Source organism: Streptomyces sp. NPDC002232, from assembly GCF_042890295.1.
GTDB lineage: Bacteria > Actinomycetota > Actinomycetes > Streptomycetales > Streptomycetaceae > Streptomyces.
In genome coordinates this window covers 654,206-668,968 of sequence record NZ_JBIARV010000004.1, presented here as the reverse complement: position 1 = coordinate 668,968, position 14,763 = coordinate 654,206, and the positions used below count along the sequence as shown (strand labels likewise).

The window sequence follows — 14,763 nt, the reverse complement described above, 5'->3', positions numbered from 1 at the left end:
GCGTCCACGCACGGGACGGCGGGCCGCGCCGCGCCGGAGGGGACCACGGGTCAGCGGGACTGAAGGGCGTCGAGGGCCACGGTCTGGGCTATCGCCAGGCGCCGGTCGAGCTCGGGGTCGGCGATGTCGAGGACGTACCGGTCCCGGATCCCGAACCGCTTGTCGACCGACATGACGCGCCGCTCCCCCTCGGCGAAGTCGAAGTGGTACGGCACGACGAAGGGCAGGAAGTCGGTGAAGGGCAGGAACTCCCAGGCTCTGCGCAGCAGCGCCACGGTCTCGTTCCGCTCCTGGCCGGTCACCTCCGCCGCGTCGCCCTCTCCGCTCATGTGCCAGGTGCTGCGCAGCAGGGAGGCGCCGAAGTTCTTGCGGAAGGAGCCCAGTCGGGTGCCGGAGGCTCCGAGCACGTCGTACGTCGCGCCGAGGTCGACGACCTGACGGGCCTTGAAGGTGAAGAGCACCTGGCGCCGGGACTCGTCGGTGTAGAAGGTGACGTGCTCCTTGAGCGCCATCCTCTTCTGGTGGGCGAAGGCGACGAGTTCTCCCTCGGAGCCGTCCGGACCGACGGTGTGGACCAGGTACCGGTTGGCCATGAGCGTGACCTTCTGCCGGACGAGAAAGCGGTGCTGCGACTGTGCGAGGCCCATCGGTGGTGCTCCTGCCGGTAGGGGACGGTCCCCGGAAGACCGCCCCCGAGGTCGAGAGCACGATGATCCGATGCCGGGGAGCCCCGGCGCTGTCCTCGAAAGTCGTCGGTTCCGTCGACCTTCGGATGAGGCACCGGGGCCCGGCGGTTCTCAGGCGGCGAGGAAGGCCTCGATCGCCTCCGCGAGGGCCCGCGGGGTCTCCTCGGGGGCGTAGTGGCCCGCGTCCTTGAGGACTTCGAGGCGCGCGTTGGGGTACCAGCGCAGCCAGGTCGCCTCCATCGCGTCGGTGCCGAGCGCGGGGTCGTGCGCGCCGACCACGAGCAGGACGGGGACCGGGTTGTCGCGGACGCGCTCGTGGAAGTCCGCGCGGGACCAGGAGTCCAGGTAGGCGCGGAAGGCCGTCGCGGAGGAGCGGGTGACGGAGCGTTCGACGAGCGCGCCCAGCCAGGCGTCGTCGTACCGTCCGCCGGTGGTGTTGTCGATGATCGCGCGGCGGTTGGCCGGTTCGTCGGCGGCTCCCGCGAAGAGCTCCCAGGTGTCCCCGTCGAGGGGGAAGCCGGCGGCGGAGACCGGTGAGACGCCGATGATCGAGCGGACGCGGTGCGGGGCGTCGAGGAGCACGAGCTGCGCGGCCTTGCCGCCCATCGAGTGGCCGATGACGGAGAACGACTCCCAGCCGAGGTCGTCCGCGACCGCGAGGGCGTCGGCCGCGACCTCCTCCATCGTGTACGCGCCCGCGTGGTCGAGGGCGTCCCCGTATCCCCGGCAGTCGACGAAGGCGTACGAGCCGACGGCGGCGTCCAGATGGGCGCGGAGGGGCGCGAAGCTGGTGCGGTCGCCGAACCAGTTGTGCAGCACGAGGGCCCTCCCGGGTCCCTCACCGTGTACGTCGTACGGAAGAACCCGGCCCGTCATCGTGCCCCCTGCTCGCGTGATCGTGCCGTCGCGCGGTCGGCGGCGGTCGACGACCGAGTGTGACGACGCGGACGCGTGGGGTCAACACCGTCGTCCGGGGCGTGCGGGAGCGCGTCGCGGGAGGGGCGTGCGGAGCCCGCGCGGGGTCGCGGGTCCGCCGCCGGGCGCGGACGCGGCGGCCCGGCGGGTCCGGGATGCGGGCCCTTTCGGGGCGGGGGCATGCTGGCTGTGTGACCTCGCACGGCGCGTCCGGCGCCGGCCCGGCGGGCGGCACCGGGCTCAGGTCCGGGATCGGAGCCGACGACGGGCCCGCTTCCGGTGCGCTGACCTGGGCGCTCGCGGAGACGGCCCTCTCGGCGGTGGAGGAGGTCGGCGGCTACGCGGGCGGGGTGTACCTGCGCTCCGGCACTCCGGGGCTGCTGCGGATGGCCGTTCTGGTCGGGCTGCCCGGACCCCTGTTCCGCCCGTGGACGCGGATGCACGCGAACCGGCCGTTCCCCGTCGCCGAGGTGCACCGCTCGGGGCAGGCCGTCCACCTCGCGGACGTCGAGGAGGCCATGCGGCGGTTCCCGCAGCTGGTGGCGAGCCTGCCGTTCCCCTTCGCCTCCCTGTACGCGCCGGTGGTCGCGGGCCGCGAGCGGTTCGGCGTGCTCGTGGCGCTGCGGCCGCCGACCCCGGGGGTGCCGGTGGACGGGCGGGACCGCAACCGGATGACCCGGGGCGCGCTCCGCCTGGGCGAGACCCTGGCCGGCCTGTCCCGGCAGGGCGTGGCGGTCGAGTGGCCCGGGGACCCGGTGTGCGTGCAGCTGCCCACCGGCTCGGGGCGCCCGGTCCGGTTCGGCTCCTTCGTCTGGGACCTGGCCTCGGGCACGGTCACGCTGGACGACGGGCTGCTCGCGATCCTGGGGGCGGGTGTCGTCTCGCCCTGCTCGATCGAGGTCCTGACGTCCCTGCTCGATCCCGAGGACGGCTACGCCCTGTGGGCGGCGGCCCGGCGGGCCACCGGCTCGGACGGGCGGCCGGAGGTCCGCAGGATCCGCCTCAAGGGTCCGGACGGCGGCCTGCACCTCCTGGAGGTGTCCGCGCGGGCCCGCCGGGCCGAGGGCAACGGCTCCGCCGGAGGCGCGCGGCTCGAAGGCACGCTGGTGGACCTCGGTACGGGTCTGATCGGTTCGGACGCCACGGACCGGCTGCCGCGCGCGATCCTGGCCGTCGACCGGCTGGGCCGGGTCACGTACGTCAACGAGCGCACGGAGCGGCTGCTGGGCCGGCCGCGCACGGCGCTGGCGGGGCGGACGCTGTGGGAGGCGCTGCCCTGGTTCGGCCACCCCTTCCACGAGGAGCAGCTGCGCGCCGCCCTGCTCTCCGGCGAGCCCGTGCACTTCCTGGCCCACCCCGAGCGGGGCCGCTGGCTGTCGGTCTCGCTGCACCCGGGCCGGGACGGCGTGACGATGGTGCTGGTCCCGGAGGAGGACCCGGCTCCGCTCGTACCGGCGTCGGCGGGCGCGCAGCGGACGGACCACGTCCTGTCCTCGCCCGGCGACCGTGCCGCGGCGCTGTACCGGCCGGTGGCGCTGGCGATCGCGCTCTCCGAGGCGGTGACGGCCCGGCAGGTCTCGGCGGTGGTGACGGAGGAGCTGCTGCCTGCGTTCGGCGGGCGCCAGCTGGCGATCTACCTGCTCAGCGACCGGCGGCTGTACCTGGCGTGGGAGACGGGGTTCCCCACGGGTTTCCTCGAACCCTTCGACGGGGTGGCCCTGGACGCCCATGTGCCGGGCGTGGAGACCCTGACGACGGGGAGGCCGCTCTTCTTCGAGTCCATGGAGCAGTTGGGGCGGGCGTATCCGGACCTGCCCCTGGACGCCCAGTCGGGCGCGCGGGCCTTCCTCCCGCTGATCGCCTCGGGCCGGCCGGTGGGCTCCTGCATCCTCGGCTTCGACGCGCCGCGCGGCTTCAGCCCGGAGGAGCGGACGGTGCTCACGGCGCTGGCGGGACTCATCGCGCAGGCGCTGGAGCGGGCGCAGCGGTACGACACGGAGTCGGCGGTCGCGCGCGGACTCCAGGACGCGCTGCTTCCCCACCGTCTGCCGGTGCGGGACGGCGTGGACACGGTGGGCCGCTACCTGCCGGGCACGCAGGGCATGGACGTGGGCGGCGACTGGTACGACGTGATCGAGACGGGCCACGGGCGCCTCGCGCTGGTGATCGGTGACGTGCAGGGACACGGTGTCGCGGCCGCGGCCACCATGGGGCAGCTGCGGAGCGCCGTCCGGGCGTTCGCGCTGGGCGGTCACCGGCCGCAGGACGTGATGCGGGGCACCAACCGGCTCCTGATCGACCTCGACCCCGGCCAGTTCGCGAGCTGCTGCTACGTCCTGCTCGACCCCGACACGGGCGAGGCGCGGGCGGTGCGGGCGGGGCATCCGCAGCCGCTGCTGCGGATGCCGGACGGGACGACGCGGCAGGTGGAGCTGGCGGGCGGGATGGTCCTGGGCGTGGACGCGCGGGCCTCGTATCCGGTGAACCGGCTGCGGCTGGCGCCGGGGGCCGTGCTCGCGCTGTTCACGGACGGCCTGGTGGAGCAGCCGGGCAAGGACATCGACGAGGGGATCGCGCGGCTGGGCGGCGCCCTCGCCGCGACGCACGCGCTGTCGCTCACGGAGGCCGCCGACCGGTTGATCCGGGAGGCACGGGCCGCGACGTCCCGGCCCGACGACATCGCGCTGCTGCTCGCGGCGCGGTGGGCGGACAGCCGCTGAGGCGCCCGTCGGGGCGGGGCGGATCCTTGAGGGCCCACCCGGTCGGGGCCCTCGGCTCCGGTCGCGGGCCCGAGCGGGGCCGGTCGCGGGCCCGAGCGGGAGCGGACGCGTGGCCGGTCGCGGGCCGTCACCAGGTCGGACCCGTGACCCGCCGCGCCGTCACCCGGTCGGACTCGTGGCGCTGGTCGGGGGCCGGGCGCGCGGGGAGGCTGGGGGTGCCGTGCCGATCAGGCCGGACGAGCCAGGGCGTCAGCCCGAGGAGGACACGTGCAGCAGGACAAGCAGCCCGAGTACGGCCCCGTGGTGTTCCGTGACCGCTCGGCGGGATACGCGTTCCTGACCCGCTCCACCGCGAGCAGCGACCGGACCATCGACTGGGACGACGGGAACACGTACCCCGTCATCGACGTCGAGATCTCCTCCGAGAGCCACCCGTTCTACACGGGCACGGCGCGGACGGTGGACTCCGAGGGGCGGATCGCCAAGTTCCAGCGCCGCTTCGGCGAGGAGGACTGAACTCTCCCGCGAAACTGGCCAGGAGATGGCCGGTTCGCCTTCCAGGATGAGGTCACGAGGACGGCGGGGCGCTCGCGCTCCGCCGCGGACTTCCCTGGAGGGGAACAGCTGTGATCGTGGTGACCGGAGCGACCGGAAACGTCGGGCGAACGCTGGTGGAGCTGCTGGCCGCGGCCGGCGAGGACGTCACGGCGGTGAGCCGCCGCCCCGCCGAGGGGCTGCCCGCGGGGGTGGCGCACCGGCGGGGGGACCTGGCCGATGTCGACGGTCTCAAGAGCGTGTTCGACGGTGCCGAGGCCGTGTATCTGCTGGTGGCGGGGCTCGGGGAGGAACTGCGTCCGCGCGAGATCGTGGCGGCGGCGGTGGCCTGCGGGGTGCGGCGGATCGTGCTCCAGTCCTCGCAGTTGGTGGGGACCCGGACCGGCTCGGCCTCGCACGAGATCCTGCGGGCGTTCGAGACCGCGGTACGGGAGTCGGGCGTCGCCTGGACGGTGCTGCGGCCGGGCGGCTTCGCGTCCAACGCCTTCCTGTGGGCCGATCCGGTGCGGTCGGCCCGGACGGTGGCGGCCCCGTTCGCCGATGTGGCGCTGCCCGTGGTGGATCCGGCGGACATCGCGGAGGTCGCGGCCGCCGCGCTGCGGGACCCGGCGCACGCCGGGCGGACGTACGTCCTGACCGGGCCGGTCGCGGTCTCGCCCCGCGATCAGGTGGGGGCGCTGGCCGACGCGCTGGGCGCCGCGGTGGAGTTCGTGCCGCAGAGCGCGGGCGAGGCCCGGGCGCAGCTGGTGCGGTTCCTGCCGGAGGCGGCCGTCGACGGGATGCTGTCGGTGCTGGGCGCGCCGAGCGACGAGGAACGGCGGGTGAGCCCCGACGTGGAACGGGTGCTGGGGCGGTCGCCCCGACCGTTCTCCGCGTGGGCGGAGCGGAACGTGTCCGCGTTCGTCTGAGGGGCGCAAGCGGAGGCGGGGGCGCGTGTCCATGGGACCGCGCTCCCCGCCTCGGCCGGGGGTGAGAGGGGGGCGGCGGGCCCTCCGCTCAGGTCGGGAAGGCGATCAGGCCTTCACGATGCCGGATTCGGCGACCTTGATGGTGGCCTTGGTGGCGCCGGAGGGGGAGCCGAGGGACTCGATCTTCTTGACCAGGTCCTGGCCCTCGAGGACCTCACCGAAGACGACGTGCTTGCCGTCGAGCCAGTCGGTGACGATCGTGGTGATGAAGAACTGCGAGCCGTTGGTGTTCTTGCCCGCGTTGGCCATCGAGAGCAGGTACGGGCGGTCGTGCTTCAGCTTGAAGTTCTCGTCCTCGAACTTCTCGCCGTAGATGCTCTTGCCGCCGGTGCCGTTGCCCCGGGTGAAGTCGCCGCCCTGGAGCATGAACTGCGGGATGACGCGGTGGAACGGGGAGCCGGCGTAGCCGAAGCCGTGGACGCCGGTCGCGAGCTCGCGGAAGTTGGTCGCCGTCTTCGGGACGACGTCGTCGTACAGCTTGAAGACGATGCGGCCCGCGGGCTCGTCGTTGATGGTGATGTCGAAGTAAACGTTGTCGCTCATGGGGACATCCTGTCATTAGTCACGTACGGCGCGCGCACGGGCCGCCTCCTCCCGGGTCACGGCGTGCCGGTGCCCCGCGTTCCCGTCGGAACGCGGGGCACCGGTCGCGACCTGGGACGCGGGCTCAGAGCAGCCCGCCGGCCTGCTGGTTCTGGAGGGCGCCCTGGGCGCCCTCGACGGTGTCGTGGAGGACGTCAGCGGCCTGGTCCTGCTGGAGGAGGCCCGTGGTGCCGGCCAGGGGGCTCTCGGTGGCGTTGGCCTGCGGCGGCGGGGTGACGAGGGCGGTGACGACACCGGCGGCGAGGGAGGCGATGGCGAGCATGCTGCGCTTCTTCATGCCCGGGTCAACTACCGAGGCGCCGTGGGGTTACGGTCGGCCGCGCTCGGATCCGTCCGGGGCGCCGATCGGCGCCTCCCCCTGACCCAGGCGAACAGCAGCAGGGAGGCGACCGCGGCGAGCGCGCACCAGGTGGAGACGAACGCGGTGCGCCACAGGAGGGCGCAGACGGCCGCGCCGAGGCCGGTGACGACGCCCAGGGCCCGCAGGAGCCGGTCGCGGGCGAGGAGCAGGGCGCCGACGGTGGCGAGCAGGTACCCGGTGAGGACGAGGGGCGCGTACGGCAGGTCGACGGCGTAGCCGAGGGTGTGCCCGCGGATCTCGGCCGAGACCGGGCGCGTGGCGAGGCGGTGGGCGAGCACGGCGGCGGTCGCGAGGCCCAGGACGAGCGGCGGGAGCGCGCGCGGCCGGTCCTCGGGCCGGGCGGCCGTCAGGACGCCGAGGGGCACCCAGACCGGCAACAGGGGCAGGGCGATCACGGCCCAGGCGAGGGTGGCGGGCCCGGCGCCGCCGCCGGTGTGCCAGACCGCGGCCTCCACGACCTGGTGGGCGCCGAGAAGCAGGGGCAGGGCGGCGAGCGGCGCGTCCCCGGCCCGGCGCACCGAGGCCAGGGAGGCCACGCCGACCGCGCCGATCCCGAGACCCGCCCAGAGGTCGGCGGTCGCACTCCAGCACATGACCTGACTTCTACCCGATATTCGAGCTTTGCGGCATATGGAGAAATTTGCGAGGAACCGTACGGCCGTCCCGTATGTCTCTGGCAGTGACACCTCTGTCCCCGGAACAGCGAAATGGGGGCCGTCATGCATCACCGCCACACCCTCGCGGCCGTCGCCGCCGGAATCCTCCTCACCGCCGGTACCGGCGCCACACTCCCGGCGGGCGCGGCCGCCGCACCGGCCCCGCGCTCCCCGGCCACGACCACGGCCCTGGTCGTCGGCGCCCGCTGGAGCGGGCACACCACCTACGACCGGCTCGTCATCGACGTCCGGGGCAAGCTGCCCCCGGTCACCGTCCATCAGGTCCGCTCGCTGCACTACGACGCGTCGGGGAAGAAGGTCCCGCTCCCGGGGAAGTACTTCCTGGAGATCCGGCTCTCCCCCGCCGCCGCGCACGACGGCGCCGGACGGTCCGTCCACCACGGTCCCCGGCTCGTGAGGATCGCCCTGCCCGCGCTCAGAGGGGTCGCCCTGACCGGTGACTTCGAGGGCGTGGTGACCGTGGGAGCCTCCTTCGACACCAAGCCCGCGTTCAAGACCCTCCGGCTGCACGCGCCGGAACGGTTCGTGGTCGACATCGCCCACCCCGTGGGCCGCCGGGGCTGACCTTCGGGTGGGGCCCGCCGTGCCGGACGGGCTCCACCCTCCGTACCGCCGCGGGTCCGCCGGCTCAGGCTCCGCCCGCTCCGGTCTCCACGTACACGGTCGACCCGGTCCTGCGCGCACGGTCGATCTCGGCGAGCCGGGCGAACTCGCGCGGGTGCATCTCCCGCTCCCACTCGTCCAGGGTCCGCAGGCGGTACTCGCTGTGCTCCTCGGGGTCGAGGACGACGGCGGCGATCTGCGCGTCCGTCAGTTCGCCGCCGTCGAAGATGAAACCGATGTGGTTGGCGGGCCAGTCCTCGCCCCGGTCCGTGGCGAAGTGGGTGGCGAGGAGGCGCGGCTCTCCGGTGAAGACGAGGCCGGTCTCCTCGTGGCACTCGCGCACGGCGGTCTCCCACGGGGTCTCCCCCGGGTCCATGTTGCCGCCGGGCCACTGCCACGGCTCCGTCTTGTAGGTGGCCCGCAGCTGGAGGGGGCGGCCGGCGGTGTCGGTGAAGTAGAGACAGGCGTACGCCGTCGCTCTCGGCAGGGTGTCGACGTACTCGGCGGCGGGCAGCCAGGTGTGCGCCATGGGCGGCTCTCTCTCGACGGACCGGATGGGTCGTCTCCATCCAAGCGGTCCGGGGCGGTCCGGCCGGCGGCTCGGCAGTGGATCACCGGATCGTGTGAGCGGCGTCCGCACCGGCCCCGCGCCGCGCCGCACCCCGTACGTCCTCGCGGGGCGCCGCGGAGAGGACCCGAGGGGTACGACCCCGGGTGACAGCGCCCGTCCCCGATTGTCGTCGCCGGTCCGATGTCCGGCCCGGCGTCCGGACGGCACGGTGGTGCGCATGATCGAAGTCAGCGAACTCACCAAGCGCTACGGCGCCACGACCGCCGTCGACGCGCTCACGTTCACCGTCCGCCCGGGCCGGGTCACCGGCTTCCTCGGCCCCAACGGCTCGGGCAAGAGCACCACCTTGCGCATGATCCTCGGCCTGCACGCGCCGACCGCCGGTGCGGTGACGGTCGGCGGCCGGCCGTTCGCCGACCGGGCGCGCGGTCTGCGGCACGTCGGGGCGCTCCTCGACGCCGGGGACGTGCACGGCGGCCGGACCGCCCGCGCGCATCTGGCGGCCCTGGCGCGCGGCAACCGCATCCCGCTCCCCCGCGTCGACGAGGTCCTGGAGGAGGTCGGCCTCGCGGGAGCGGCCCGGCGGCGGATCGGCGGCTACTCGCTGGGCATGCGCCAGCGGCTCGGCATCGCCGGGGCGCTGCTGGGCGATCCGCCGGTGCTGCTGTTCGACGAACCGCTGAACGGCCTGGACCCGGGGGGCGTCACCTGGGTGCGGGGACTGTTCCGGGGGCTCGCCGCCGAGGGCCGCACGGTGTTCGTGTCGAGTCATCTGATGACGGAGATGGAGCACACGGCGGACGAGCTGGTGGTGATCGGCCGGGGCGCGCTGATCGCGGCGGAGAGCCTGACGGAGTTCGCCGCGCGCGGCGGGCCGCCGAGCGTGACGGTCGGCACGCCGGAGCGGACGGGCCTGGCGGCGCTGCTCCGGGCGGAGGGAGCCGTGGTCGAGGAGGAGGCCGGGACGCTCAGGGTGACGGGTCTGACGGCCGGCCGCATCGGAGAACTGGCCCTGGAACACCGGGTGCCGCTCGACCGGCTGACCCCCCGTACCGCCTCGCTGGAGGAGGCCTTCATGGAACTGACCGGCGACAGCGTCGAGTACTCGGCGGGAGGTGCCCGATGACCGCCCTCGTGCCTCCTCACGCGCCCCCGGTCGAGCCCCGTGCCCGCTTCCGGGACCTGGTGGGAGCGGAGTGGCTGAAGCTGTGGTCGCTGCGCTCGACCGGCTGGTCGCTGCTGCTCGGCGCGCTCGCCGTGGTCGCCTTCAACCTCGGGACCGCCTGGGACCGCGCCCGCTACTGGCACCAGTACGACCCGAGGGGCCGGGCGGCCTTCGTGGCCGACGGCATGGCGCTGGGGGACGCCTTCACGTACAACGCGGCCCTGGTCCTGATCCTCGCCTCGGCGTCGATGGGCGCGGTGGCGGTGGTGGGCGAGTACGGCACCGGGCTGATCCGCACGACGTTCGCGGCGGTCCCGGCGCGGGGCGCGCTCATGGCGGCGAAGGTGCTGGTCGTGACGGTGACGCAGGTCCTGTTCGGGGCGGTCGTCGCGGGGGCCTCGTTCTGGTCGGCGCAGGCGGTGCTGTCGCTCCGGGACATCGGGCTCCCGATCACGCACCCGGGAGCGCCGCGCGTCGTGGTGGCCTCGGCGCTGCTCGCCCCGGTGTGCGCGGCGGTCGGGATGGCGCTCGGCGCGCTGCTGCGGCGGAGCGCGGTCTCGGTCGTCGGCGCGTTCGTCCTGCTCCTGCTGCTGCCCGCCGTCCTGACGGACCGGCGCCACACGACCGCGGTGCTCGCCCACGCGACCCCGCTGCACGCCTGGCAGCGGCTCGCGGACGCGAGGCCGCGCGCGCCGGAGCTGTTCCCGTGGACGGCGGGCGGGGCGTGGCTGGTGTTCGCGCTGTGGGCGCTGGGCGGGGCCGTGGTGACGGTGCTCGCGGTGCGGGGCCGGGACCAGTAGGGCTCAGGCGGGGCGCCGCAGGCGGCGGCGGACGAGGTGTTCGTGGACGAGGCGTCCGGCGAGGGCGCCTCCGTACACGACGAAGCCCACGCCGACGAGCCAGGACTGGAGGACGAGCACGGTGCCGAACTGTCCGTACGTCACGGCGTTCGAGGCGATCAGCGGGGAGAACACGAGCTGCGAGAAGATCCGCAGCCCGAGGAGGCCGAGTGCGGTGAGCACGGCCCCGGGGAGGAGGGCGCGCCAGCGGATGCGGCCGCAGAGCAGGAAGCGCTGCGACCACCAGAAGAAGACGAACGTCCCGAGGAGGTCGCCGAGGGCGACGACGGTGGTGACGCCCGCCGACGCGTTCTCGGGTGCCGGGAAGGCGACGAAGAGCAGCAGGGAGGCGACGAGCACGGCGAGCCAGACGACGTGCCGCCACATCGTGTGCCAGCGGGCGGTGGGCAGGTCCCAGACCCGCTCGTATCCGGTCTGGACGGCGGACCCGAAGGTCACGCCGAAGGCGGCGAGGGCGGCGAGGCCGAAGGCCGTGGTGCGCTGGAGGGCCTGTCCGGGCTGGCCGAAGAGCTGCTCGACCTCCTCCTCCGAGACGTCGGTGACCCCGAGGCCCTGGACCAGCCAGCGGGCGAAGCCCTGGCCGCTGGCGAGGTCGGCCGCGGCGACGACGATGAGCAGGGGGACGAGGGTGAGGAGGCTGAGCGCCGCGAAGCCCATGGCGCGGTGCATGAGCTCCATGGCCCGGCCGCGGCTCCAGGCGAGGCCGACGGAGGAGGCGAGGACGCGGTCGTGGAGCCGTGTGAACCAGTGGCCGTGTTCGGCGGGGGGACCGTCGCGCGGCGGACCGGGTGTGGAGGGCATGCCTGGTGAGGTACCCGGCCGGGCGGGGGGACATCGCAGCTGTGGGGCCGAACGGGTGGGGACGGTGCCGCCCCCGTGCCTCGCCGGCCGAGTGGGGCCGGTCCGCCGGAGCGTCAGACGGCTGTGCGCGGGCGGGCGGCCGGGCCCGTGCGGACGGTGACGTCGCGGGGCGTGAGCACGGCCCGTTCGTCGCCCTCGCACTGGACGACGACCCGGACGGGCGCGCCGCAGTCGGTGTGCCGGATGTCCAGGACGGGGCCCTCCGGCTCGGCGGCGTGGGTGTCGCCCCACTGTTTGAGGGCGAGGAGGACGGGCCAGAGGTCGACGCCCTTGCGGGTGAGGCGGTACTCGTGGCGGGTGCGGGCACCCGGTTCGCGGTAGGGCTCGCTGCGCAGCACACCGGCGGCGACGAGCTTGCGGAGGCGGTCGGCGAGGACGGCTTCCGAGAGGCCGAGGTGCCGGCGGAAGTCGTCGTACCGCCGGACGCCGTTGAAGGCCTCGCGCAGGATGAGCAGGCTCCACTTCTCGCCCACGACATCCAGGGCACGGCGCACCGGGCAGTTCTCGGTATCCGTCTCCAGCCAGTTCATCCGCCCACTGTAGCCATCTGGCTCTGTCGTTGACAGTCAGCTGACACGGAAGCTAGCTTCGCTGTGAAAAGTCAGCAGTGCGGCAGTCGGTGCCGTTCAGTGGCGCGACGGAGTGGAGTGGTGATGGGGCGGTCACGCACGGTCGAGTGGGAGGACGCCGGGATCACCGCGCGGGCCGCGGGGTCGATGGCGGGCATCGACCTCCTGCGCGAGATGGTGGCGGGCCGGCTGCCCGCGCCGCCGCTCGCCGCCCTGCTCGGTTTCGGCCTGGAGGAGGTCGAGCCGGGACGCGCCGTGTTCGCGCTCGAACCGGGCGAGGAGCACTACAACCCGATCGGCAGCGTGCACGGCGGGGTGTACGCGACGCTGCTGGACTCGGCGGCCGGCTGCGCGGTCCACAGCACGCTCCCGCAGGGCACGGCGTACACCTCGCTCGACCTGTCGACGCGCTTCCTCCGTCCGGTCACGAAGGACACGGGCAAGATCCGGGCGATCGGCACGGTGCTGTCGCGGGGGCGCCGCACGGCGCTCGCCGAGGCCGGCCTGTACGACGCGGAGGACCGGCTCCTGGCCCATGCGACCAGCACCTGCCTGCTGTTCCCGGCGCCCGCGTAAGCCCTCCTCACGGATCGGGGCCCGCGGCCCCGGCATGATCCGGGCCCCCAGGACCCGGCGCGGTCAGCGGGTGCCGGGGACCGGTCGGGTGCGGGTGCAGCCGTCCGGGGCGACGTCGGGCACGCCGTTGGCCTGGAGCGCGGCGCTCACCAGGGTGGCGAGCAGGTCGATGTCGGAGCCCATGTCCAGCAGCACCGTCACCCAGCCGGACCCCGCCCGCAGCCGGACCGCGCTCGACCCGAGCAGGGCCGGGCGCAGTTTGGCGACCATGGCGCGGGTGAGGTGGACGTCCGCCTCGTGTTCGCCGTGGAAGTGGACGATCTCCTGCGTCCCGGTGCCCAGTCCGAGCTCGGCGCCGCAATGGGCGCGGCCCGGGGTCAGCGAGGGCCAGCTCATCAGACGTTCACTGGCATGCCTGGCCGTGTTCATACGAGGAGCGTGCCGGGCGCCGGGGCCGTGCACAAGCGTCCTGCCGGAAGAATCCCGCCGCGGCCGGAAACAGGTGCTCGGCCGGGGTGGTGTGACCGTGCGTCACGGCGGCGCGTGGGGAGGATGTGACCCTGTGTCAGGGTTCCGGACGGGGGCGGATGCGGGCCGCGAGGACGGCGACGTCGTCCTCCGCGTGGTGGGCGTCGAGGCGGCGGAGCACCTCCTCGACGACCTGCTCGGGCCCGGAGTCCACGGGGAGCCGGAGAGCGGCGAGGCGGGCGAGCGAGACGTCGATGTCCTCGCCGCGCCGCTCCACGAGGCCGTCGGTGAAGAGCAGGAGGGTCTCGCCCGGGGCGAGCGGCCGGGTGATCGGTTCGTAGCCCCCGACGCCGGTGCCCAGCGGCGGACCCACCGGGAGGCGGACCAGCTCCGCGGAGCCGTCCGCGCCGAACACGGCGGGCGGCAGGTGCCCGGCGCCGGCGAAGGTGGCGGCGCCCCGGGCCGGGTCGACCCGGACGAGCAGACACGTGGCGGGCCGGCGGCCCTCGTCCTCGGCGACCACCGCGTCGAGGTGGCGCAGGACCCGGTGCGGTGGCAGGTCGGTGGCGGCGACCTCGCGGAGCGCCGTGCGGTACGCGTTCATGTCGACGGCCGCGTCGAGCCCATGGCCCATCACGTCGCCGACGACGAGGAGACTGCGCCCGAAGTGGAGCCGTACGGTCTCGAACCAGTCACCTCCCACGAGGGTGCGCGGGCCCGCCGGGAGGTAGGCGCCCGCGATCTCCAGATTGGGGTGCGGCCGGCCCGGCTCGGCGACGAGGGCGCGCTGGAGGTGGAGCGCGGTGTCCTCGGTGGCGGCGAGCAGGCGGGCGTGGCCGAGGTGGCGGGTGGCGAGCCGTGCCGCGTGCCGGACGACCTCGGTCTCGTCGGCGGAGAAGGCGGGGCCGTCGTGGCGCAGGACGGTCACGAAGCCGAGGGGGGCCTCGCCGTGGAGGGCCAGGGGCACGGTGAGCCCGGGGGCTCCTCCACCGCCGCGCGCGAGGTCGGGGGTGGGGGCGTCGGGCCGTGGCCGTGCGACGCCGGGAGGGAGGCCGTCCGACTGCGCGGCGCCGGGGAGCCTGTCCGACTGCGCGGCGCCGGGGACCCTGTCCGACTGCGCGGCGCCGGGGACCCTGTCCGGCTGCGCGGCGTCGCGAGGGAGGCCCTCCGGCCGGGCCACCCCGGGGGCGAGCCCGTCCGGCCCGGCCGCGCCAGGTGCCGCGCCCACGCCCGCAGGGTCCGCCAAGGCCGAAGCCCCGTCCGAAGCCCCGGCCGAAGCCGCACGCCGCGCCGGGGCGCCCGGTTCGGCGGCGAGGTCGACGGTGACGGAGCCGCGCACGTGGCGGGCGAGGAAGCCCGCGAGCTCGCGGCAGGTGGTCGTCTCGTCGAGCGTCGTGCCGATCTCGCCGATCGCCTCCTCCAGGGCGCGCACCCTGGCCAGGAGGGCCTCGTCCCGTTCCGCCACGACACCTCCACCGCCGTGCGGGCCTCCGGGTGGCGTACCCGGTCCCCCCATTGCACCAGTGGCCGGCGCCCCGCGCGCGGCGCGGAGCTCGTGCGGGACGGTTGTGCGGCGGTGCCCGATCTGATCAAGTACAGCTGAGG

At 74.7% G+C, this 14,763-nt stretch carries 17 protein-coding genes; 7 read left to right on the top strand and 10 right to left on the bottom strand.

The window, feature by feature from the left end:
• Positions 1–50: 50 nt before the first annotated feature.
• Both ACFYXU_RS20910 and ACFYXU_RS20905 read right to left on the bottom strand, forming a co-directional pair.
• Positions 51–647: a hypothetical protein gene (locus ACFYXU_RS20910; RefSeq protein ID WP_376515559.1), complete on the bottom strand. Its 597-nt coding sequence runs from the start codon at positions 645–647 to the stop codon at positions 51–53.
• A 150-nt stretch (positions 648–797) separates the two neighbouring features.
• Positions 798–1,562 (bottom strand): alpha/beta fold hydrolase, encoded by a 765-nt coding sequence (locus ACFYXU_RS20905; RefSeq protein WP_389405783.1) that lies wholly within the window; start codon positions 1,560–1,562, stop codon positions 798–800.
• Between the two features lie 230 nt (positions 1,563–1,792).
• On the opposite strand from ACFYXU_RS20905, the gene ACFYXU_RS20900 reads away from it, so the two are divergent.
• The 3 genes from ACFYXU_RS20900 (at position 1,793) to ACFYXU_RS20890 (ending at position 5,784) form a co-directional block, all read left to right on the top strand.
• Positions 1,793–4,321, top strand: a complete 2,529-nt coding sequence (locus ACFYXU_RS20900; protein WP_389405784.1) for a SpoIIE family protein phosphatase — start codon at positions 1,793–1,795, stop codon at positions 4,319–4,321.
• Between the two features lie 267 nt (positions 4,322–4,588).
• Entirely contained in the window at positions 4,589–4,837 is a 249-nt protein-coding gene (locus ACFYXU_RS20895) for a type B 50S ribosomal protein L31 (protein ID WP_376515552.1), read from the top strand.
• A 110-nt stretch (positions 4,838–4,947) separates the two neighbouring features.
• Positions 4,948–5,784, top strand: coding sequence for an SDR family oxidoreductase (locus tag ACFYXU_RS20890; protein ID WP_376515550.1), 837 nt, complete (start codon positions 4,948–4,950; stop codon positions 5,782–5,784).
• 105 nt (positions 5,785–5,889) lie between these two features.
• Here the strand turns inward: ACFYXU_RS20890 and ACFYXU_RS20885 are convergent, their stop codons facing one another.
• The 3 genes from ACFYXU_RS20885 to ACFYXU_RS20875 all read right to left on the bottom strand — a co-directional run bounded on the left by ACFYXU_RS20885 (position 5,890) and on the right by ACFYXU_RS20875 (position 7,401).
• Positions 5,890–6,387, bottom strand: a complete 498-nt coding sequence (locus ACFYXU_RS20885) for a peptidylprolyl isomerase (protein WP_329858458.1) — start codon at positions 6,385–6,387, stop codon at positions 5,890–5,892.
• A 124-nt stretch (positions 6,388–6,511) separates the two neighbouring features.
• Complete coding sequence (locus ACFYXU_RS20880) at positions 6,512–6,724, bottom strand: hypothetical protein (RefSeq protein ID WP_329858459.1); 213 nt, start codon at positions 6,722–6,724, stop codon at positions 6,512–6,514.
• Between the two features lie 11 nt (positions 6,725–6,735).
• Positions 6,736–7,401, bottom strand: a complete 666-nt coding sequence (locus tag ACFYXU_RS20875; protein WP_376517544.1) for a DUF6629 family protein — start codon at positions 7,399–7,401, stop codon at positions 6,736–6,738.
• Positions 7,402–7,527: 126 nt separating this feature from the next.
• On the opposite strand from ACFYXU_RS20875, the gene ACFYXU_RS20870 reads away from it, so the two are divergent.
• A complete protein-coding gene (locus ACFYXU_RS20870) occupies positions 7,528–8,049 on the top strand; it encodes a hypothetical protein (RefSeq protein ID WP_389405785.1) in 522 nt (173 codons plus the stop codon).
• Positions 8,050–8,113: 64 nt separating this feature from the next.
• Here ACFYXU_RS20870 and ACFYXU_RS20865 read toward each other — a convergent pair whose 3' ends face one another.
• Complete coding sequence (locus ACFYXU_RS20865) at positions 8,114–8,617, bottom strand: NUDIX domain-containing protein (RefSeq protein ID WP_389405786.1); 504 nt, start codon at positions 8,615–8,617, stop codon at positions 8,114–8,116.
• Between the two features lie 259 nt (positions 8,618–8,876).
• Here ACFYXU_RS20865 and ACFYXU_RS20860 point away from each other — a divergent pair, with 259 nt between their 5' ends.
• Together ACFYXU_RS20860 and ACFYXU_RS20855 are read left to right on the top strand one after the other, a co-directional pair.
• Entirely contained in the window at positions 8,877–9,785 is a 909-nt protein-coding gene (locus tag ACFYXU_RS20860; protein WP_389405787.1) for an ABC transporter ATP-binding protein, read from the top strand.
• Positions 9,782–10,624: an ABC transporter permease gene (locus tag ACFYXU_RS20855; protein ID WP_389405788.1), complete on the top strand. Its 843-nt coding sequence runs from the start codon at positions 9,782–9,784 to the stop codon at positions 10,622–10,624. The genes ACFYXU_RS20860 and ACFYXU_RS20855 overlap by 4 nt, the downstream gene beginning before the upstream one ends.
• A gap of 3 nt (positions 10,625–10,627) precedes the next feature.
• Here the strand turns inward: ACFYXU_RS20855 and ACFYXU_RS20850 are convergent, their stop codons facing one another.
• Together ACFYXU_RS20850 and ACFYXU_RS20845 are read right to left on the bottom strand one after the other, a co-directional pair.
• The gene (locus tag ACFYXU_RS20850; RefSeq protein WP_389405789.1) at positions 10,628–11,485 is read right to left on the bottom strand and encodes a YhjD/YihY/BrkB family envelope integrity protein; all 858 of its coding nucleotides are present in this window, start codon (positions 11,483–11,485) and stop codon (positions 10,628–10,630) included.
• Positions 11,486–11,598: 113 nt separating this feature from the next.
• Complete coding sequence (locus ACFYXU_RS20845) at positions 11,599–12,075, bottom strand: helix-turn-helix domain-containing protein (RefSeq protein ID WP_361392019.1); 477 nt, start codon at positions 12,073–12,075, stop codon at positions 11,599–11,601.
• A 123-nt stretch (positions 12,076–12,198) separates the two neighbouring features.
• On the opposite strand from ACFYXU_RS20845, the gene ACFYXU_RS20840 reads away from it, so the two are divergent.
• Positions 12,199–12,690, top strand: a complete 492-nt coding sequence (locus ACFYXU_RS20840) for a PaaI family thioesterase (protein WP_389405790.1) — start codon at positions 12,199–12,201, stop codon at positions 12,688–12,690.
• A gap of 63 nt (positions 12,691–12,753) precedes the next feature.
• Here the strand turns inward: ACFYXU_RS20840 and ACFYXU_RS20835 are convergent, their stop codons facing one another.
• The gene (locus tag ACFYXU_RS20835) at positions 12,754–13,119 is read right to left on the bottom strand and encodes a luciferase family protein (protein ID WP_361392013.1); all 366 of its coding nucleotides are present in this window, start codon (positions 13,117–13,119) and stop codon (positions 12,754–12,756) included.
• A 136-nt stretch (positions 13,120–13,255) separates the two neighbouring features.
• Positions 13,256–14,623 carry a PP2C family protein-serine/threonine phosphatase gene (locus ACFYXU_RS20830; protein ID WP_389405791.1) on the bottom strand — a complete coding sequence of 456 codons (1,368 nt, stop codon included), beginning with the start codon at positions 14,621–14,623 and terminating at the stop codon, positions 13,256–13,258.
• Positions 14,624–14,763: the final 140 nt, after the last annotated feature.